Source organism: Thiomicrospira microaerophila (genome assembly GCF_023278225.1).
GTDB classification, from domain to species: domain Bacteria; phylum Pseudomonadota; class Gammaproteobacteria; order Thiomicrospirales; family Thiomicrospiraceae; genus Thiomicrospira; species Thiomicrospira microaerophila_A.
Genome location: NZ_CP070959.1, coordinates 1,242,707 through 1,262,499, shown reverse-complemented (window position 1 = coordinate 1,262,499; position 19,793 = coordinate 1,242,707). Strand labels below are relative to the sequence as shown.

23 protein-coding genes are annotated in these 19,793 nt (G+C 46.0%); 14 read left to right on the top strand and 9 right to left on the bottom strand.

Annotation, left to right across the window (positions count from 1 at the left end; all coding sequences use genetic code 11):
- Positions 1-9 precede the first annotated feature (9 nt).
- The 4 genes from JX580_RS06190 to JX580_RS06175 are packed head-to-tail and all read right to left on the bottom strand — an operon-like array spanning position 10 to position 3,329.
- Positions 10-858 carry a metal ABC transporter permease gene (locus JX580_RS06190; protein WP_248849689.1) on the bottom strand — a complete coding sequence of 283 codons (849 nt, stop codon included), beginning with the start codon at positions 856-858 and terminating at the stop codon, positions 10-12.
- On the bottom strand, positions 851-1,717 hold the full coding sequence (locus JX580_RS06185) for a metal ABC transporter permease (protein ID WP_248849688.1): 867 nt from the start codon (positions 1,715-1,717) through the stop codon (positions 851-853). Before JX580_RS06185 ends, JX580_RS06190 begins: the two co-directional genes overlap by 8 nt.
- Positions 1,714-2,454, bottom strand: a complete 741-nt coding sequence (locus tag JX580_RS06180; RefSeq protein WP_248849687.1) for a metal ABC transporter ATP-binding protein — start codon at positions 2,452-2,454, stop codon at positions 1,714-1,716. Before JX580_RS06180 ends, JX580_RS06185 begins: the two co-directional genes overlap by 4 nt.
- A complete protein-coding gene (locus tag JX580_RS06175) occupies positions 2,451-3,329 on the bottom strand; it encodes a metal ABC transporter solute-binding protein, Zn/Mn family (protein WP_248849686.1) in 879 nt (292 codons plus the stop codon). The genes JX580_RS06180 and JX580_RS06175 overlap by 4 nt, the downstream gene beginning before the upstream one ends.
- A gap of 196 nt (positions 3,330-3,525) precedes the next feature.
- Here JX580_RS06175 and JX580_RS06170 point away from each other — a divergent pair, with 196 nt between their 5' ends.
- The 5 genes from JX580_RS06170 (at position 3,526) to JX580_RS06150 (ending at position 9,584) form a co-directional block, all read left to right on the top strand.
- A complete protein-coding gene (locus tag JX580_RS06170) occupies positions 3,526-5,649 on the top strand; it encodes a TonB-dependent receptor (RefSeq protein WP_248849685.1) in 2,124 nt (707 codons plus the stop codon).
- Between the two features lie 131 nt (positions 5,650-5,780).
- Positions 5,781-6,443 carry a metal-dependent transcriptional regulator gene (locus JX580_RS06165; protein WP_248849684.1) on the top strand — a complete coding sequence of 221 codons (663 nt, stop codon included), beginning with the start codon at positions 5,781-5,783 and terminating at the stop codon, positions 6,441-6,443.
- Between the two features lie 8 nt (positions 6,444-6,451).
- Positions 6,452-7,513, top strand: coding sequence for a nitrogen regulation protein NR(II) (gene glnL / locus JX580_RS06160; RefSeq protein WP_248849683.1), 1,062 nt, complete (start codon positions 6,452-6,454; stop codon positions 7,511-7,513).
- Positions 7,510-8,958: a nitrogen regulation protein NR(I) gene (gene ntrC / locus JX580_RS06155; protein WP_248849682.1), complete on the top strand. Its 1,449-nt coding sequence runs from the start codon at positions 7,510-7,512 to the stop codon at positions 8,956-8,958. The genes glnL and ntrC overlap by 4 nt, the downstream gene beginning before the upstream one ends.
- Before the next feature lie 29 nt (positions 8,959-8,987).
- A complete protein-coding gene (locus JX580_RS06150; RefSeq protein ID WP_248849681.1) occupies positions 8,988-9,584 on the top strand; it encodes a hypothetical protein in 597 nt (198 codons plus the stop codon).
- A gap of 168 nt (positions 9,585-9,752) precedes the next feature.
- Here the strand turns inward: JX580_RS06150 and JX580_RS06145 are convergent, their stop codons facing one another.
- Genes JX580_RS06145 through JX580_RS06135 form a run of 3 tightly spaced genes read right to left on the bottom strand, consistent with a single transcriptional unit; the run spans position 9,753 to position 12,087 of the window.
- Positions 9,753-10,697: a biotin-dependent carboxyltransferase family protein gene (locus tag JX580_RS06145; RefSeq protein ID WP_248849680.1), complete on the bottom strand. Its 945-nt coding sequence runs from the start codon at positions 10,695-10,697 to the stop codon at positions 9,753-9,755.
- A complete protein-coding gene (locus JX580_RS06140; protein ID WP_248849679.1) occupies positions 10,698-11,354 on the bottom strand; it encodes a 5-oxoprolinase subunit B family protein in 657 nt (218 codons plus the stop codon).
- Positions 11,347-12,087, bottom strand: a complete 741-nt coding sequence (locus JX580_RS06135) for a 5-oxoprolinase subunit PxpA (RefSeq protein WP_248849678.1) — start codon at positions 12,085-12,087, stop codon at positions 11,347-11,349. The genes JX580_RS06140 and JX580_RS06135 overlap by 8 nt, the downstream gene beginning before the upstream one ends.
- A 195-nt stretch (positions 12,088-12,282) precedes the next feature.
- On the opposite strand from JX580_RS06135, the gene JX580_RS06130 reads away from it, so the two are divergent.
- Together JX580_RS06130 and JX580_RS06125 are read left to right on the top strand one after the other, a co-directional pair.
- Complete coding sequence (locus tag JX580_RS06130; protein ID WP_248849677.1) at positions 12,283-12,939, top strand: CBS domain-containing protein; 657 nt, start codon at positions 12,283-12,285, stop codon at positions 12,937-12,939.
- A 5-nt stretch (positions 12,940-12,944) separates the two neighbouring features.
- Entirely contained in the window at positions 12,945-14,249 is a 1,305-nt protein-coding gene (locus tag JX580_RS06125; protein WP_248849676.1) for a TlpA disulfide reductase family protein, read from the top strand.
- Here JX580_RS06125 and JX580_RS06120 read toward each other — a convergent pair.
- Complete coding sequence (locus JX580_RS06120) at positions 14,246-14,701, bottom strand: hypothetical protein (protein WP_248849675.1); 456 nt, start codon at positions 14,699-14,701, stop codon at positions 14,246-14,248. The two genes, JX580_RS06125 and JX580_RS06120, sit on opposite strands and share 4 nt — an antisense overlap.
- A 75-nt stretch (positions 14,702-14,776) precedes the next feature.
- On the opposite strand from JX580_RS06120, the gene JX580_RS06115 reads away from it, so the two are divergent.
- The 6 genes from JX580_RS06115 to ylqF all read left to right on the top strand — a co-directional run bounded on the left by JX580_RS06115 (position 14,777) and on the right by ylqF (position 18,708).
- Complete coding sequence (locus JX580_RS06115; protein ID WP_248849674.1) at positions 14,777-15,859, top strand: DNA alkylation repair protein; 1,083 nt, start codon at positions 14,777-14,779, stop codon at positions 15,857-15,859.
- Positions 15,856-16,524, top strand: a complete 669-nt coding sequence (locus tag JX580_RS06110; protein ID WP_248849673.1) for a TIGR01621 family pseudouridine synthase — start codon at positions 15,856-15,858, stop codon at positions 16,522-16,524. The genes JX580_RS06115 and JX580_RS06110 overlap by 4 nt, the downstream gene beginning before the upstream one ends.
- Positions 16,524-16,961, top strand: a complete 438-nt coding sequence (locus JX580_RS06105) for a YcgN family cysteine cluster protein (RefSeq protein ID WP_248849672.1) — start codon at positions 16,524-16,526, stop codon at positions 16,959-16,961. The genes JX580_RS06110 and JX580_RS06105 overlap by 1 nt, the downstream gene beginning before the upstream one ends.
- A 106-nt stretch (positions 16,962-17,067) precedes the next feature.
- Entirely contained in the window at positions 17,068-17,292 is a 225-nt protein-coding gene (locus JX580_RS06100) for an antitoxin (protein ID WP_248849671.1), read from the top strand.
- The gene (locus JX580_RS06095) at positions 17,289-17,705 is read left to right on the top strand and encodes a type II toxin-antitoxin system VapC family toxin (RefSeq protein ID WP_248849670.1); all 417 of its coding nucleotides are present in this window, start codon (positions 17,289-17,291) and stop codon (positions 17,703-17,705) included. The genes JX580_RS06100 and JX580_RS06095 overlap by 4 nt, the downstream gene beginning before the upstream one ends.
- A 67-nt stretch (positions 17,706-17,772) precedes the next feature.
- Positions 17,773-18,708, top strand: coding sequence for a ribosome biogenesis GTPase YlqF (gene ylqF, locus JX580_RS06090; RefSeq protein ID WP_248849669.1), 936 nt, complete (start codon positions 17,773-17,775; stop codon positions 18,706-18,708).
- 76 nt (positions 18,709-18,784) lie between these two features.
- Here the strand turns inward: ylqF and slyD are convergent, their stop codons facing one another.
- On the bottom strand, positions 18,785-19,267 hold the full coding sequence (gene slyD, locus JX580_RS06085) for a peptidylprolyl isomerase (RefSeq protein WP_248849668.1): 483 nt from the start codon (positions 19,265-19,267) through the stop codon (positions 18,785-18,787).
- Positions 19,268-19,366: 99 nt separating this feature from the next.
- On the opposite strand from slyD, the gene JX580_RS06080 reads away from it, so the two are divergent.
- Complete coding sequence (locus tag JX580_RS06080; RefSeq protein WP_248849667.1) at positions 19,367-19,786, top strand: CopD family protein; 420 nt, start codon at positions 19,367-19,369, stop codon at positions 19,784-19,786.
- Positions 19,787-19,793: the final 7 nt, after the last annotated feature.

Genomic DNA, 19,793 nt, shown 5'->3' with positions numbered 1-19,793 from the left:
GGATGCCTTTCATCGGCTTTGTGCGCCCCATTTTATCCTTAAAAGAAAGCTTGCAATAAAGAGCAGGCCTGCTGCTACAGCCATTGAAGCAGAAAGCGAGGTATCTAGCCACCAAGCAAGCCCAAAACCGATCAACACAGAAGATTGTGCGTAGATTAGCGCAAAAATCATCATTTGTTTAAGGGATTTGGCTATAAGGTATGCGCTGGCTGCAGGAATAACCATCAGTGCGATAACAAGAATAGAACCAACAAGATCAAATGAGGCTACAGCAGTGACGGAGACCATCGTCATCAGCAGATAGTGCCAAAATACGGTATGAATGCCTAAGCTGGTTGCTAAAGCCGGATGAAAACTGGTCAGCTTAAAGCGTTGATAACCAATAACTAAAATGGTCAGATTGAGCGTTAAAACTAACGCGGCTAACCAAAAAGCTTTCGGGCCCCAATTTTCGCCATCTATGATTAGCGGGTTAAAAGGAATAAAAGCCATTTCGCCGAATAAAACGTGTTCATGGTCTAGATGGATATGGTCGGCATAAAGCGCAATCAATACGATAGCTAAAGCAAAAAACCAAGTAAAAACCAGGCCTAAGCTGGCATCAGGGGCAAGATGGGTTTTTTGTTGGATAAATTGGCTAAGCCATGCGGTGAGTAAGCCTATCAACGTTGCGCCTGTTAGCATCCAAACCAAGGAGGTTTGATCGAATAACAGGTAAACCAAAACAATCCCTAACAATACAGAGTGACTGATAGCATCTCCCAGCAAAGCCATGCGTCGTAAAATCAGCAAACTACCGACCAGCGCGCAAGAGGCAGCGACTAAAGAGGCGGTAATTAAAATCCAGATTTCATACATGAGATTTTGTTACCGATGAATAAAAACGGGATCTTAATAGTCGAATCATCCAGGATAACCCAAAAAATAGGCCAAGAATGACGACCATCCAAGGCCCTGTGGGCATGTTAGGCCAATGCATAGAAAGTTGAGTGCTAAAGACTGCACTGACGGCGGCAAACAGGGCGGCTATCCAGAGGAGTCTAGGCAAGGAGGATGACCAAAAACGTGCGATGCTGATCGGGATTAATAAGGCCGCAGCCATCAGTATTACACCGACAATTTGCAGTCCAACCACAATGGTTAAGACTAGAACCAATGCAAAGCTGAGTTCATAGAATTTGACTTTCAGCCCTAAGCTTTTGGCAAAAATCGGATCAAAGCTAATCAATCTCAGTTTTTGAAAACTAACTACCAGGTAAGTCAAAGCAATCAGTGTGATGGTAATTAAACCCTTGACCTCTTGGCTTGTCATGGCCGCAGCTTGACCAAAAAGTAACTTATCCAGGCCGGTTTTATTTTCCAGTGGAGAGGCTTGAATATAGGAAAGCAGCATTAAGCCTAGTGCAAAAAAAAGCGATAATACAATCGCCATCGCAGTGTCGGTTTTGATTTTACTTTTTTGAGTCATAAAATTGATGGCATAGTAGCCAAGTAAACTACTGAAAAGTGCCGCGCTAACCACCAGGCCTGGTTGGGTTGATTCAAACAAAATAAACGCAACCATAATGCCGGGCAGAGCCGCGTGAGCAAGCACATCCCCAATCAGTGCGCGTTGACGTAATACCGCCATGCCGCCAATGCTGGCAGCCGATATCCCCAGCAGGATTGTGCCGGTGACTACCCATATAAAATTTGCATCTTGCCAGAGTGTTGTCATAAGTCTGCTGTGGATTGAGTCAGTTTTTCTAGAATCGGCAAGCGACCGTCAAAGGTTTGTTGTAAGTTATCGAGCGTAAGTTGTTGTTCAATAGGGCCATAAGCAACCAGTCCGTGATTAATCATGACCACCCAGTCAAAATAGTCACGCAAGCTATTTAAATCATGATGCACACAGATTAAGGTTTGACCTTGGTATTTAAGGTTTGAAAACAAGGTTGCCAACGCTTTTTCCGTTGCCATATCGACCCCTGCAAAAGGTTCGTCCATCAGTGTGATCGGGGCTTGCTGGGCGAGTGCGCGTGCAATAAATACCCGCTGTTGTTGCCCACCGGACAGTTGACTAATTTGGCGTTCAGAGAAGGATTCCATGTTAACTTGTTTAAGGCATTGTTTAACAATTTGATGATCTTCTTGACTTGGCCGCTGCCAAAATTTGAGATAACCATGGCGACCCATCATGACGACATCATAGACATTGATTGGAAAATCCCAATCCACTTCTTCACGCTGGGGGACGTAAGCAATTGGTGGGTGACTCGTTGTTTTACCTAAAAAAGAAACTTCACCTTGGCGGATAGGCAAAAGGTTAATGAGTCCTTTAAGAAAAGTTGACTTGCCGGCGCCGTTAGGACCAATAATTGCTATGCGTTCAGCTGTGGGTAGTGAAAGGCTTATTTCTTTTAAAACTATATGGTTATAACCTAAACTTAAATTATGAGTTTCGATTGAATTCACTGTAAAGCCTTTACAATAGTTTGTGTGTTTTGGCGCATCATACCGATATAATTGCCTGCTTCGGAATGTTCAGCCGCCAGCGCATCCGAGTAGAGTTTGCCGCCCAGTGCTAACTCACCGCCCTCAGCTTTAACTCCAGCAATCAGCGACTTAATAGTGCGATCTGGAACACTGGCTTCTACAAATACCGCTTTCACTGAACGCTGTTTAATAAGGTCTTTCATCATTCGTAGATCTTTTAAACCCACTTCTGAGGTGGTATTAATGCCTTGTAAGCCGATCACTTCAATGCCATAAGCCGCGCCATAATAACCAAAGGCATCATGTGCGGTAATGAGCAGCCGTTGTTTTTCTGGAAGGGTTTGTACTTGCTGCTGAATCCAATCGTGAAGCGCATCGAGTTCTGTTAGGTACTCCTTAAGATGCTGGTTAAAACTGTCTTGGTGTTCAGGCCAATAATGGCTTAGGGTTTCAGCTACCCCCTTTGCTGCTTGTTGCCATAGGCGTACATCCATCCAAAAATGTGGATCTGGAATAGCGTTTTCGCTAATGAGTAAATTTGGCTCAATGAAATCGCTAAGCGGGTAGGTAGGGGCAATGGCGCTTAAGTTTTTCAATACTTCTTCCATCCGTCCTTCAAGTCCTAAACCATTGTAAAAAACCAAGTCCGCACGAGCAAGTTTGCGCATATCACCAAAACTTGCGCGATAGTAGTGAGGGTCAATGTCCGGTGCCATTAGGCCTTGAGCATTTACCTTATCCCCCCCAATTTTTTTCACCAGATCGTGAACTAGGCTAGTGGTGCTAACAACACTCGGTTGAGCAACCGATAGGCCTGGTATTAATAGAAAAATGATTAACCAAATAGAAGGCATTGTTCTCAATATATTTTATGTTCGTTTTTTATAAAGTTAGTTTAACCTAAAAAATAAAATAGCTCTACTAGTTCAACGTTTTAGTTTGTCCAGGTGGTTAATATTTAGTCTAGGCTAAATATATGTTGAACTGGTAATAAATTTATTTATAATGAATCGTGTACTTTAATTTAGTCTTATGTGTATGGGGTGAATAATGACGTTTAAACTTAAAAAAATAGTGGTATCTCTGTCGCTGGCTGCGCCTGGTGTTTTTTTGCTTACTTCTAATGCGGTTCAAGCCGATCAGATAACCAGCTTGGAAAGAATTTCAGTGATTCAAACCGGTTCGATTATGAGTCAAACAGAGAGCGAAGTGGTGCGCCCGGTCGCGGTGATTGAAGGCGAACAAATGGAACAGCGTCGTGCCGGTACGATTGGTGAAGCCCTGGATGGTTTACCTGGTATTAGCAATGCGGACTTTGGCCCGGGTGTGGGGCGCCCGGTTATTCGTGGCTTGCAGGGTTCACGCGTTGCGGTGTTAGAAGACGGGGCGCGTGTCAGTGATGTGTCCGGTGAAGGTGCCGACCATGCCGTAGCCAGCTCGACCCTGCGCGCCGATTCAGTCGAAGTGATTCGCGGCCCCGCCACCTTACTCTATGGTTCGGGAGCCACCGGCGGCGTGGTGAATGTGGTATCCGGCCGTTTTAGTCCGATTATCGGTGATCGCGCCAATGGTGTGCTGCAAGCGTCTTATGGGCTTAATGGCCACGACCGACGCAGCGGGGTGGCCTTGGAGTTGCCGGTGTCCGGGGAAATGGCGGTGCGTTTAGATGCCGATTATCGCAACACCGACAACTTCGCTATCAAGGGTTTTCAAACAATTGATGGCGAGGGCAAACGTAATGAACTGTTAAACAGTGATCTTGAAAGCCGCAACTTAGCGATTACGGGTGTGTATGCCGGTGAGCGCGGTTTTTTGGGTCTGGGTTTTAGTCAGTGGACCAGTGACTATGGGGTGCCTGAAGCTGATCCTGATGACTATGATCGCATTGAGGCGGAGTCAAAACGCTTTGACTTAAAAGGTGAACTCTATGATCCAATGCCGGGGTTTAATACCGCTCGACTGAGTCTTGCTTACACAGACTATAAGCAAGATGAATTTGAGTATGAAAATCGCGTAAAAGATAGCGTACCAGAAGCGGTTTTTAAACAACAAGAATTCGATTTTCGCTTGGAGCTGACCCATGATCCGATTGCGGATTGGATCGGGGTGATGGGTTTAGATTACAACCAAACAAAATTTGAAGCCGATGCCGCTGGCGACAGCTTTTTTATTCGTCCAAGCGAACGCAATGCCATCGGTGTGTTTAGTATGCAAGAAAGACCGACCTCTTGGGGGCAATTTGAAGTCGGCTTTAGACTGGGTTACGACCAATTTAAGCCTGAAGCGCAAGCGTCATCGCCGGTTGAGGATGACAGTGTAACCTTTAATAACCCTTCAATTGGTCAAGTTAATTTTGACTCGAATCCTGGCACGAAATCTTATTTAAACACCGGCATTGCTTTGGGTGCGTTATTTAACTTGGACAGCGAGCACAAGCTTCGTGCCGGCATTAGTCGCTCTGAGGCCGCGCCCGGCCCGGAACAGCTTTATGCCTTTGGCCGCCACGGTGCCGCAGGTACTTTTGAGATCGGCAATCCGGATTTAACCAAAGAAACCTACCTAAATACCGAAGTCAGTCTGATGCGCCAACAAGGTAGCCTGCGCTATGAAGCGACGGCGTTTGTGAATATGGTGGATAACTTTATCTATTATCTAAACGACACGGATGCCAACGGCAATGCGCGCCGTGTAAATAAAAATGGACAAGATGATCCAGACGGTGAACTACTGGTCTATAACGCCCAAGATGATGCGGTTTTTTATGGTGTGGAACTCAGCGGTGCGATCGACCTTGCGACTCAACTACCATTAACCCTGCGTGCCAGCGGTGATTATTTGCGTGGTGAGTTACGTGACGGTGGCAATCTGCCGCGCATGACCCCGCCACGCGTTGGATTAGGCGCAGACACCCGTTGGAGTGACGTTAAATTGAGCGTCGATTATCGTTATCACTTTAAACAAACCCAAACAGCGGAAGCGGAAGACGCGACTGATGGCTTTGGCACACTTGGCTTTGACTTAGCCTATACGCCGGCGAACATCAAAGACCTGCGTTTGTTCTTACAGGGGCGCAACCTGACCAACGAAAATGGTCGCTTACATCAAAGCTTCTTTAAAAACGAAGCCCCAATCACCGGGCGTAACTTTACTGCTGGTGTGCGTTATCAGTTTTAAGCTAGCCTAGCTTTGTCTTCCCTTAATTCGCCCCACCGTTTAGTGGGGCTTTTTTTGCACCAATCACAAGATTTTTGCATCAAAATAGGGCAGAATATAGCTACTAATTTGACTTGTACCATGAGGAAGCTATGTCAGCGTCAAAAGCGATTGAAGACTATTTAAAGTGTATCTATAAACTTGAGGATCCGAATGTTCAGGATAAAGGGGTTCATACCTCGGCTATCGCTAGTCGTTTGGGCGTGGCCCAGGCTTCTGTCTCTAATATGATTAAGAAGTTATCCGATCAAGATTACGTTAAATATGAGCCTTATTATGGGGTATCTTTGACGGATTCAGGTCGGCAGGTTGCATTGCAAATGATTCGTCGTCATCGAGTAATTGAGCAGTATTTGGTTGAACGACTGGGCTATTTATGGGATGAAGTGGACGAGGAAGCAGAGGTTCTTGAACATGCGGTTAGTGATAAATTAGTCAATGCGATGTGGTTGGCCCTAGGTCAACCCTCTCATGATCCTCATGGTTCTCCAATCCCGGATGCAGATGGCTTAATTACCCCGCAAAATTTGTTGCCTTTAACTGAATTGGAAATTGGTAAGTCGGCAAAACTAGCACGTATTAAAAACCGTTCTCCAGAGGAGTTACGTTATTTGTCTTCAATAGGTTTAGCCATGGGTGTGGCGTTAAAAGTGCAGTCTAAGGCACCGTTTAATGGCCCCTTGATGCTTGAGGTTGGCGGACAAAACCATGCGCTCGACTTTCGTATGGCCGGTGCGTTGATGGTCGAGGCTTAAGTGTGCGCATGAAATTGACTTCTAAGAATATTGCTTGGGATGAGTTATTAGACGGTTTAGCAACCGCTGTGATTTGGGTGGATCATGAACAGCGTATTGGTTATATGAATATCGCGGCTGCAGAATTATTACAAGTAAGCACCCGCCGAATTATTGGGGTTGCATGGAAAGTATTGTTACCAGGCCTGGTGGATGACTTAACCAGTTTTGGCGAACAGCGTTTAACCATTCATGAGTATCAAATCCAGCTACCGGATTTGCAACGTGTAAGGGTGAGCTGTACTTTTTCTTGTTATGAAGTAAACGGGCGAGCGGGCTGGTTAGTGGAAATTTTTAATACCGAACGACATCATCGTATTGTGGAGGAAGATGAACGTTGGCATCAGTATGAAGCCGGTAATCTTTTAGTTAAGACGTTGGCGCACGAGGTTAAAAACCCTTTGGCGGGTATTTATGGCGCGGCGCAGCTTTTACAAAAACGCTTTCAGCAAGACCAGAAAGCGATTAGTTTTTTGGATGTGATTTCTAAAGAGGTTCAGCGCTTAAAGAACTTGGTTGATTCTATGCTCGGTCCTCGGCAAACGGCTGAAAAAGAACTGCACAATATTCATGAAGTGATACGTCATGTTTTGCGTGTCACTAAGCCGGAGTTTCCGGAGACTATTCAAGTGATGTTGGATTATGACCCTTCGATTCCGGAAATTCGGATGGATTTTGAGGCGATGATCCAAGCTTTTCTCAATTTAATAAAGAATGCTATGCAAGCGATGGAGGGCTTAACTGGGCTAATTACCATCCGCACCCGAGTTGAACGCAAGTTTACGCTGGGTACGCAAACCTTTCCTCTAGTCGCTGTAGTTAGTATTCACGATGAAGGTTCCGGGATTCCTAAAGAGGTTTTTGATTCTATTTTTTATCCGATGGTGAGCAGTAAAAAAGAAGGTACCGGCTTGGGATTACCGGTATCACAGAATATTATCCGTCAACATGGGGGGCTCATCGTTGCAGAAAGTGAGCCGGGTCATACCGTTTTCCATGTTTATATCCCATTTGAACGAGGTGAGAAGTGAGCGAAAAAATTAAAAAAACAGATCAGCCTACTCCGATTGTTTGGATTGTTGATGATGACGCTTCGATTCGTTGGGTTTTGGAAGCTGCATTGGAAGACAAGCCTTTTATTATTAAATCATTCGATTCACCGACCATTGCGCTAAAAAATATCGACAGCTTCCCCCCGACGGTGATTGTTAGTGATATTCGTATGCCTGATATGGACGGACTTACTTTTATGGAAGCCGTTCATGAATATGATAAAACCATACCGGTCATTATTATGACTGCGCATGCTGATTTAACGACAGCGGTGCGTTCTTATCAGAGTAAAGCGTTTGAATATTTGCCGAAACCCTTTGATTTAGATGAGGCGATTAGTTTAATTGAACGTGCGATTAAGCGCCAACTATCGGGCGGTCGTTCTGCACGTAGTCGAAAAGAACCCAGCGCAAAGCAGCCGCTCAATATTATTGGTGCGGCACCTGCGATGCAAGAGGTGTTTAGAATTATTGGTAGAGTATCGCAGCTAGATGTCACCGTTTTAGTGAATGGCGAAACGGGAACCGGTAAAGAGCTGATAGCCCAAGCACTGCATGAACTCAGTCCAAGATCGGACAAACCTTTTGTTGCTTTAAATACGGCCGCTATTCCGCGCGAGTTGTTGGAATCAGAACTATTTGGACATGAGAAGGGGGCCTTTACCGGAGCGCACTCTCAGCGCATTGGGCGATTTGAGCAGGCGAATGGCGGTACGCTGTTTTTAGATGAAATAGGTGATATGCCGGTTGACCTACAGACACGATTATTGCGTGTATTAAATGACGGTAGTTTTTATCGTGTTGGTGGACGCAATGCTATTCGGGCTGACGTGCGTATTGTGGCGGCAACCCATCAAAACATGGAGTTGTTAGTTCGTGAAGGCCGTTTTCGTGAAGACTTGCTTTATCGGTTAAATATTATTCGTATTAAAATTCCGCCTCTTAGAGAGCGTCGAGAAGATATTGCGCTGTTGCTTAAGTTTTATATGACCAAAGAAGCTAAGTCGCTCGGTTTAGAAGAAAAGCAGTTTGAAAAAGAGGTGGTGAGCTTTTTAACGAGTTTACCCTGGCCTGGTAATGTGCGCCAACTCCGTAGCCTATGTACTTGGCTAACCATCATGGCACCGGATAAAATGGTGCATATGGAAGACCTGCCTCTTGAACTTCGTACCGGTTCGCAAGGCTTGGTTAGCTCGGATGCGCAAACCAGCCAAGATTGGCAGGTTGGTTTGCGCTTGTGGGCGGATGCCTTTTTAGCCTCCGGTAAGCAAGGGCTTCATACCGAAGCAGAGCCTATGTTTGAAAAGGTGCTGATTGAGGCCGCAATGCAAGCCAGTCATTTTCATCGCCAGCAAGCTGCGGCGATTTTGGGGTGGGGTAGAAATACCCTAACGCGTAAAACGCAAGCACTAGGTATGGATTAATATTTTTAGTTACTAGTAAGGATCGCGCTATGGTCTATAGAAAACTCGGCTTATTGATAGGGTGGGTTGGCGTATTTGGCTTGCAGGCTTGCGCAAGTTATCCTTTGGGTATAGATAAGGATACCTGGGAGCGGATGACACCTGCCGAACAGCATCAAGCTTATCAAAAACAAGCGCAATTGCGCGCTGAGCGAGAAGAGCGCCAGCGTCAACATGAAGCTGAGTTGGCAAGACAAAAACAACAAGCAATGGATCATGCCGGTTTTGGTGATAAGCTTCAGTGCGTGATTCGTGAAGGTCAAATGACGATGGGTAAAGAGCAATATCCAATAACACCTAAAGGATTTGTATTGCTTCGAGGTTATGAGGAAGTTATTGATCTTGACTATCAGCGTAAAAGGGCGATTTATACTGCGCAATCAGCGTTGATTGTGCGTTTTGATGGTATGCAAGTTAGCTTTTGCGAAACCAGTTACAGCCGAAATTGCCCTGTTTTGGTGGCTACGACTCGAGAATTTTCGCGTGGAGTCACAGGCATGATTCAAACATCGCAGTTTAGCGCTCAAATAAGCTGTGAATTACAAGCTGATCAACGGTCTATTCGTGATCGATATTATCGCCAGTAAGTAGAGCCTTCAACTAAACGTTTAAATAAGGCGATTAATTTTTTCTACGCTTAATGACCTGGTAAACAAGAAATGTTTGAACGAAAAGTAATAACACAAACACTAAAAACATGAATGACTCACCTTACTAGCTTGATGTAATTGGACGATGATTTTATCTATTCTTACTTAAGAGGACGAATTCCAGTAACGGTACCATTCGTTTTGTTTGTTGCGGGCTTGGTTTATGTCGGTGATTTGCCATTGTATTTGACTGAAGGGTTTGGCTTGGGCTATTTGACAGCGCGCCCACCAGCTAAGGTGTCCTATTTTGGGGTAGCCGCCTAGGGTTTGGCGATCGGCCATGAGTATAATTGCTTCGCCTGATGGGGTAATTTGGATGGCACCGTTGGCGGTGGGTTCAGATAGTGGCGTGGGGGCTTGCCACTCTAGTTTTTGTGGGCTGGTTAGACGTATTCCCATTCGATTTGAGGCGGGCATGACTTTGGCTGGTTGTGTTAACCAGGCCTGGAGCTGTTTAGGGTTAAAACCTTGTGATTGCCGGCATAGGATAATCGGCAGGTTGAGCGTTTGGTAATCCGGTTGATAGCGTTTTGCCAGCTTTTTTGTTTGGTTTGCGCGGGGTTGTGATGGGGCTGGATTTGCGTTGAGTTGGTCACCTGCTTTTAGCCAATGACCCCAGCCTCCGCTTGCTTTTTCGCGTAGGGCGCAGCTTGTTGATTGGTAGTGGTGGTTTGCTTGCCATCCTCCGGGTGTTGCGATGTAGGCTCTAAATCCTTGTTTGGGGCCGTTAAATTTTAGCTGATCTCCAGCGTTTAGGTAATATGTTTGCCAAGGTTTGATCGGGGTTTGATTGAGCTGCGCGTCTAGGTCTGCACCGGTATAGCTTAGCCAGCCCGGTTGTTTGATTGTCCAATGTTCTCCTCCTGAAGTGATTTCAATAACGCTGGCATTGAGCGGGTTGTTTAGTAGTTTATTGGCCCAGCGATAGGCATAGTCGTCGATGACTCCGGCACAGGCGATGGCGAGGTGTTGGCTTAATCGTCGGCCTTGGTCTTGTATGCTGGTGGCGGGTCCGGTTTTTTCGATTTGTATTTGAATGGTTTGGTGCATTTAGAGTGGGTTCGCTGCAATGAATTGGATTTGGTCACCGGGGTTAAAGCAGCCGGGTGGGGTTTGAGTCCAGTCGAGGGTTTTGAAGTCGGTATAGCCGATGATATGCCATCCGCCGGGTGAGTCAATCGGGTAGATGGCGCTGTAGTTTTCTGCGATGGCAACCGCGCCGGCGGGTACTTGTGTTCGTGGGGTTGCGCGTCTTGGCAATCTTAGGGCTGGTGGCGCGTCGCCCATATAGGCAAAACCGGGGGCAAAGCCTAGTGCTTGAACTTGCCATAGGGTTTGGCTGTGTAGTTTGATGATCTGTTCGATACTTAGGTTTAATTGTTGGGAAAGCGTGTTTAGGTCCTCGCCTTGGTATTGAACAGGTATGTTCCAAAGCTTGGGTTGGCGTGTTTGTAGCGAAAAGGCTTGCAGTTGTGCTTTTAACCAGGGTTCAAATTGGGTTGTATCGGTTAATACATCGAGTTCGATCATGATGTGCGCGGCGGCGCTAACTAGTTGGCGGATTTGTGATGGTGCTTGAGTTCGCATGTTTTCAGCTAATTGGGCTAAACATAGGTTGAGCGGTGCGTTTTCTGTTTTGGTTTGCTGAAAGTCAATCAGCAGGTGGGTTTCGGTTAGCCATTTTGTTTGATAACGCCATTCAATCATGCTGATTGCACTCGGTTTTTATCGCTTTGGCAAAATCGAGCGCATGGGGTTGGTCTCCATGAAGACACCATGAGTCTATTTTTAGTGTTAGGGCTGTTTGCTGTTGGGTTTGAATGATGCCTTCAGTTTGGTAGAGTTTGTAGCGGGCAATCACTTGTTTTGTATCGGTGATTAATGCATTCGCTTGCTGCCGTGGGATGAGTTGGCCGTTGGGTTGGTAGTGTCGATCTAAAAAGCCTTCTTTAAGTAGCGGTTGGTTGCGTTGTTTTGCCAGTGGATCGAGTGGGTGCGGACTTGGGAGTGCGGCAACCATAATGGGACGAGTTGGGAAGAGGGATTGAACAACGTCAACAAGACAGTTGAAGATATTTTGGTTAGTTAAGAGGTCGTGGTAGAGCGCGCCGTGAGGTTTGATATAGTCCACTTTAAGTCCTAGGTGTTCAGCCATTATTTTAAAGGCACCCAGTTGATAGCGTAATTCGGCGTTAAGCTTGTTGGCTTCGTATGGAAGCGAGCGGCGGCCAAATCCGATCAGGTCTGCATAGCCGGGGTGGGCAGCAATTTTGCATCCTTGTTGTTTGGCTAGTTTTAATGTGGTTTCTAGGGTAAGCGGATCTCCGGCATGGAAGCCGGTTGCGATGTTGACGGCATCGACAAGTGGAATCAGGGCTTGATCTTGTCCAATCGTCCAGTGGTGGTAGGATTCTCCGACGTCTGCATTAATAAAAGGCATATATTTTATTGACTTATGTTAGGGTGTTAATTTTGTTTAGTTAAAGTTGATGTTGGGTTGTCGTTAGTATTTTGTTTGTTTTTTGTAATGTTAATCGGCTTGCGTGTTAATTTCTAGTCTTATGTGCTTATTCAGTTTCTCTGGGTGTTTTGTTGTAGAATTGAATTTTATTTTATGGGTTAGTCGGGGTGGGGCATGTTCATTGTTTATAGTCCTGAAGGGCGTAATGTGATTGGGCGACAAGAGTCTAAAATTGAGTCGCCCAAGCGGATTAATGCCGTGTCTGAATCAGAGTTTGAGCAAACGATGATGGAGCTGGATAAGGATCAATCCGGGCATTTGGCATCGTCTCAGGCTTCAGATTTGCCTCATAGTCGGCTTAATTATGGTTTGAGTCAGTATCAAAAACAGCTTGATACTTTGAAGGAACGTCATGTTGTGGTGCAGGTTTCGGAGATTATGACTCGGGATATTTTAAGCTTGCCCCCTCGTGCTTCTTTGGGTGAGGCTTGGAGTTTGATGCAAACTCACGATATTCATCATATTCCGATTTTGGATAATGAAAATCTTGTGGGTATGTGTTCCGTTCAGGCTTTGTTGCGTCATGTGATGGTGGCGGATGACAATAGTTTGTCGATGCAGGATGCGTTGAGCGTTGGGGATATTGCAAATACTGAGGTTATTACGACCTTGCCTAATGTCGATGTGCGCCGCGTGGCTTATATTATGACCGAATGTAATATTGGTTCGTTGCCGGTGATGTCTAATGCCGGAAAATTGCTTGGAATCGTCACGCGTTCGGATTTAATTAAACGTTTGGCTCAGGTTCCACCTTTAGAAATATATGCTTAGGAGAGATGGACTTGGGCAGGCTTGGTTTGTTTTTGTTGTTGTGTTGGGTACCTTGGCTGGGCCAGGCTTCGGAATGGGTTTTGCCGATTGATGATGAGCGTGAGTTGCTGGTTGAACAGTATCTTGAGCCGAATGCTGATTTTAGGGTGGTTTGGATTCATTCTCAGTATGAGGAGCTGATTGAGGCTGAACGTGATTTTTTAAAGCAATTGCAGGCTGCGGGGATTGAGGTTTGGGCGATTGATGTGTTGGCGTCGTTTTTTTTGACCCGTACTTCAACCGAGGTGCGTAATCTTTCAGGTCAGTCTGTGGCGGCGGTGTTGGATGCTATTCATCAAGATGTTTCTTCTGAAAAGCCTTTTTTTGTGATGTCGAGTGATCGCATGGCTCCTTTGGGTTTAAAGGGGATTAGGCAGTGGCAAGCCATGCGCTTGGGGGAGTCAAATCATTTTAAAGGTTCGATTTTTCTTTTTCCTAATTTTTATGCTTCAACGCCTTTAGCCGGGGTTGCGCCTGATTGGGAGCCGAGTGTGGCGGAGTTGCAATCTCCGATGATGATTTTGCAACCTGAGCAGGGGGTGCATCGTTGGTATCTGAGTACACTTTTGGAGCAACTGGGCCAACATCGTGCGCCGGTTTTTAGTTGGGTGTTGCCAGGGGTGAAGGATTATTTTTTCGCTCCATTTGGCGATGGGTTGACCGAGACCGAACAAATGATGACGAACTTGCTGCCGGCTATTATCAAGCAGTCTGCGCAAAGATTAATTGCGGTTGCGCCTGCAAACAATCCCAGCGAGTTGGTTGTTTCTGATCAGGGTGGACAGGGTATTGAATCTGATGCGGCGGCTGCCCAGCATGCTTTGCCGCGATTACATCAGTTTGTTGAGCCTAAAAAGGCACCAGCCTTATCCGGTTTGACATTTGAAGGGCGTCCTTTGGATTTGGAGTCGTATCGCGGGCGGGTGGTATTGGTGAATTTTTGGGCTACTTGGTGTCCCCCCTGTGTGGTCGAAATTCCTTCAATGAATCGTTTGTTAGCTAAGTATCAGGCGCAAGGTTTGGAGATTGTTTCGGTTGATTTTCAGGAAACTGCAGAGGTGTTGCGTGATTTTGTCGAGCAGATTCCGGTAGATTACCCGATTATGTTGGACCCAACTGGAAAGCTGGCGAAAGATTGGGGGGTGTTTTCGTTTCCCACCACGTTTGTGGTGGATCGGGAGGGTTTGATTCGTTATAGCTTAAATCAAGGGGTGGAATGGGATATTCCTGAGCTTGAAGCGCCTTTAATTGAATTGCTTGCGTTTCATTAATCTTTGCTCGCGTTTTGTTGGCTTTGAGCATCGGGTTCATCGCCAAACAGCGCGTCGATATCTTCTTGGTCAAGGTATTCGAAAGCGTCAGCTTGTTTAGAGGCAACGGCACTGGGCAGCGGGAAGTCTAGGTGGGCGAGCTGAACACTGTTGAGCTTGTCGGTAAATTGTTGTAGCGACTGTATGACTTGTCCACTTAGGTCTCGGTTGGTTTGCTCTAGAATAATGTCTTGCAGTTGGTGCATCCAGCTCAGTTGAATTTCTTTGAGTTCACTGAGGTATTCTTCAACATGACCTGATTTGACGGCTTCGCTTTGTTGATAACTTAGTCTTTTTAGGTCTTCAATCATCATTTCAGCAATTTGGATGGTTTGTTGCGAGGTGGTTTCCAGTCGGTTGTCGATGTAGTTTAAACAGGTTCGTACTTTTTCTTGTGGGCTCTGTTCGCTCATAAATCATCCTTGTGTGAATCGTGTTATCATGGATTTTAATTTGACAATCTAGCATAAATACCAAAAAAACGAAATATGGCACCAAAGCTAAAAGACCAATTTAACCAGGCCTGGTTAGCAGGTTGGTTAAATCGATTGCATGACACCTTTCCTAAAATTGACAAGCAAAAAGCTGACCAATGTTTGCAGATGTCTGAACTTATTGATCAGTCGTTGCTGGCGCGCATTCAGACGATTAGCCAAATATCGATCAATTTGTTGGGCAGTTTTTATAAGTCTGAGCAGATTGCGCAGGGTTTGGTTGATTTGGCACCCGATTTTGAGGGGCTGCAAGGCTTGGTGTTAACGCAGATGGTGACGGATTTGGGTTTAGCTGACGCTGGTTTGGCTTTTAGGGTGTTAGGGGGTTTAACCCAGTATTCTTCGGCTGAGTTTGCGATACGTGATTGGATTGAACGCGAGCCGCAGCTAACGATGAATCAGATGCAGGCCTGGTCGCACTCCGAAAATCACCATTTACGCCGTTTAGCCTCCGAAGGCTGTCGTCCGCGTTTGCCTTGGGGTAAGGCGTTAAATCAATTTAAACAAGACCCGACACCGATTCTGCCGATTTTGCAAAACTTGATCCACGATCCGAGTTTGTATGTGCGTAAAAGTGTGGCGAATAATCTCAATGACATCGGTAAAGATCATCCCGAGGTATTATTGACGTTCTGCCAGGCCTGGTTAGGCAGTAGTAAAGAGGCGGATTGGATTATCAAACACGCGATCCGCAACTTTTTAAAACAGCGTGATGCTCGGTTTTTAGCCTTGTTAAGTCTGCCGAAAACCGAACACATTGATTTGGTGAATTGGCACAGCGATGCGCAGGTAAAACTCGGCGAGGCGTTGCATTATGCGTTTGAATTGCAAGCTGACAAAACCTTGGGGCGTTTACGCATTGAGCTACAGGTAGATTATCCCAGACCCAGCGGCGCGCCATTGCGCAAAGTGTTTAAACTCGCTGAAGCGGATTATGCGGTCGCATATAAAAAAATTAGCAAACACTTGTCGTTTAAACCGCTTTCTACGCGGGTTTATTATCCCGGACAACATACCCTGCAACTGGTACTTAATGGCGAAATCAAGCACCAGGCCTGGTTTGAGGTGGTGGCATGAACCGAGTTTTTGAAAATGCGGATTTTCTGTTGTTGGATAAACCAGCGGGGTTAAGTTTTCATTCGGAGCAAGCACCAGGCCTGGTGGTACTGGCGCAACAAGAATTCGGTTTGTCGGAACTTTATCCGGTGCATCGGTTAGATAAAATGACATCAGGCCTGGTGATACTGGCAAAAACCTTGGCCGCAGCGCAAGCGTTTCAAAGGTTATTTGAACAACGTGAAATCGAAAAGTATTATCTCGCGGTCTGCAGTCATAAACCTAAAAAGAAACAGGGCTGGATAAAAGGCGATATGCTTCCCAGTCGGCGCGGCAGTTATCGTTTAACTAAAACGATGGACAATCCCGCGATTACCCAATTTGTCAGCGCCAGCCTCGCACCCAATGAACGTGCGTTTTTGATTAAACCCCATACCGGCAAAACTCATCAAATCCGTGTCGCGCTCAAAAGCTTAGGCGCACCGATTGCGGGTGATCAACGTTATCAAGCTTTAGCCGAGGCCGAACAAGAAGATCGCGGTTATTTACATGCTTACGCGTTGCGATTCAGCTTATTCGGCGAAAACTACGCCTTCGTTTGCCCGCCAACCAGCGGCCAACGCTTTGTCAGCGAAGCGTTTCGAGTACAATGTGCCGCTTGGAACGAACCTTGGAAAGCGTTTTGATGTCGAAAGCGACCACTAAATATTGGGAAGATACCCCGCTAGAACAACTCACCCCCGCGCAGTGGGAAAGCCTGTGCGACGGCTGCGGTTTGTGTTGCCTGCATAAACTGCAAGACGAAGATACCGATGAAATTGTGTACACGCGGGTGGTGTGTCGGTTTTCAAACCTCGAAACAGGGCAGTGCGGCGACTACGCAAACCGCTCGGTCAATGTGCCCACTTGTGTGCCGCTAACGCTAGAACGCATCGCCGAATTCGATTGGTTGCCGGACTCCTGCGGTTATCGTTTGCGTTACTTCAATAAACCGCTGCCTGATTGGCATCCGCTCAATATCGGCGACCACAGCCAAGTCAAATACCACGGCCTACAATCCATCGCCGTCGTGGTCGAAACTGATGATATTGACGCGGAAGACTATTTGATTGATAAGCCTTAACCATTGATTAGTTTTGACCTGAGCCTGTTTTGTTTGGTTGAGAAATAGTTCATATTTTGCATTTGTATATATTAAAATGTATATACATTGTTTAGGGGGGTAACCTATGGAAGCCAAAATTTTTCAGTCGGGTAATAGCCAAGCGGTACGCATTCCGAAAGAGTTTCGTTTTAACGTGACCACTGTCGAAATTTTTAAACGCGGTGATGAAGTGGTGTTAAAACCTAAAACTACCGATTTAAAATCCTTGCTTTTATCGGCACCTAAGGTTGATTTTGATGTTGAACGTGATCGTTTTGATCTTGTTCCGGATAGAGTAAGTTTTGAATGAAGTATTTACTCGATACGTGCGCCTTGTCAGAACTTACAAAAACGCAAACCAACCCCGGATTTCTGTCTTGGTTTGAGGCGCAGAATGGTGATGACTTTTATATTAGTGTTATCACCTTAGCTGAAATTGAAAAGGGCATTCAACGTTTGGCTGACTCGAAGAAAAAGCGACATTTAAATGATTGGCTTGAACGAATTGAAGTCGGTTTTGCCGAACGCAGTAAGGTGTTTGATATCCCTTTGGCGAAGACCTGGGCTAAAATGACGGCGATGTCGGAGTCGCAAGGACGTCGTTTACCTTCCTTCGATTCTATTATTGCCGCGACGGCTCTTAAATACGACTTAGTATTGGTCACACGTAACGAACAGGACTTTATCGGTTTGCCGATCCAGGTTTTAAATCCTTGGTCGTAGGTATGCGCATTTTGAAGCGTGAATATTGGCATAAGATGAGTTCAAACAATTAAACAATGAGAATAGTATGGCGATAAATTGGTTTCCCGGACACATGCACAAGGCGCGTAAAGATATTGCGGAGGTAATGCCGCAGGTGGATGTGATTATTGAAATGCTGGATGCGCGGATTCCGTTTTCTAGCGAAAACCCGTTGGTGAATGGGTTGAGGGGGGATACACCTTGTATTAAGTTGCTTAACAAGGCTGATTTAGCTGATCCTGAAATGACGAAGGTTTGGGTAACGCATTTTGAGCAGCAAAAGGGGGTGCGTGCTATTCCGATTAGCCAGCAGAACCCTGAGCAGATTAAGGCCTTGCTTAAGCTGGCTACTGAGTTGGTGGGCGAGCGTGATTGGGCGGTGCGTCCGGCGCGGGCGATGATTATGGGGATTCCGAATGTAGGTAAATCGACCTTGATTAATACGCTGGCTGGCCGGACGATTGCGAAAACCGGTAACGAGGCGGGGGTGACGAAATCACAGCAAAAAATTAAACTGGCTAATAATATTTATCTTACCGATACGCCGGGTTTTCTTTGGCCTAAGTTAACCCCGCCTGAAGCAGGTTATCGTTTGGCGATTACCGGTGGTATTAAGGATACGGCGTTCGAGTTTCCGGACATCGCGCTATTTGCGGCTGAGTTTTTATTAAAGCAGTATCCTGAGCGTTTAGTGCAGCGTTATGGTTTAACGGAGTTACCACCCCATGACGAGGATCTGTTGGTGGCGATTGGTAAAAAACGCGGTTGTGTTGGCAAGGGCGGTTCGGTGGATTGGGATAAGGTGAGCCGTATCTTAATTAACGAGCTTAGGGAAGGTAAGCTGGGTCAATACACGCTTGAATCACCAGAGGGTGTGCAGGAAGAAACGCAACGTGCGCAGCAGCTAGAGCAACAGAAGGCCGAGTTAAAGGCGCAAAGAGCAGAAGAGCGTAAAGCGCGTACTAAGAAGAATCGTAGATAGTTTAGGGCTAATGGGTTTGAGGCTGATGTAGCAGGCCTGGTTATGCGCCAGGCCTTAGTTTTATCAGCGTATTTTATTAATGGTGGTGATGTCCGCCAACGCCGTGGGCATGTCCGTGGTCGAGTTCTTCTTCGGTGGCGTCACGAACGGAGATAACATCGACTTCAAAGGTTAGATCTTGGCCAGCTAGAGGGTGGTTGGCATCCACGGTGACCATGTCACCTTCAATGGCGGTGATTTCGACAGATTGCATGCCTTGGTCGGATTGAGCTTCAAAACGCATGCCGACTTCAAGTTTGTCTACGCCCTGAAACAGGTCACTTGGAACCTGCTGGATCATAAAGTCTTCTACTTCGCCATAGGCATCGGCTGCGGGTACGGTCACGGTGAATTTGTCACCCGCGGCTTTGCCTTCAAGTTCGGCTTCTAAGCCGTTGATTAAGTTGTGGTGACCATGCAAGTAGGCAAGAGGTTGGCCATCAGATTTATCCATCACTTCTCCAGAAGCGTTGGTGAGGGTGTATTCAATTTGTGCCACTTTGTCTTTTTGAATTTTCATTAGAAATCCTTGGTTAAATGTAAATCTTGGTGTCCAGTGGAGTATCATACCGATTCAAAAAGCGGCTTTGTAACAGATTTATGATAATGGAGTGATTTTATGGCGTATCTATGGGTTAAGGTGTTCCATCTTTTGTTTATGATGTCTTGGATGGCGGGTATTTTTTATTTGCCACGTATTTTTGTTCATTTTGTTGAGGGAAAACAAGCGGGTCAGCAGGTCGAACGTTTAGCTATTATGGCGCGTAAGCTGTGGAATTTTATGACGATTATGATGGTGTTGACCTTGATAACCGGGTTTTGGCTTTGGTTGGGTTTTGGGTTTAGCGGTGGCTGGTTGCATGCTAAATTATTGATGGTTGCTTTATTGATTGCCTATCATTTTTGGGCCATGAAGCGTATGAAAGAAATGCAGCAAGGGCATTTGGATCATTCAGGGGTGTATTACCGCTGGGCGAATGAGATTCCGTTGTTTATTACTTTTGCGCTGTTAGTTCTTGTGGTACTTAAACCTTTCTAATAGGTGA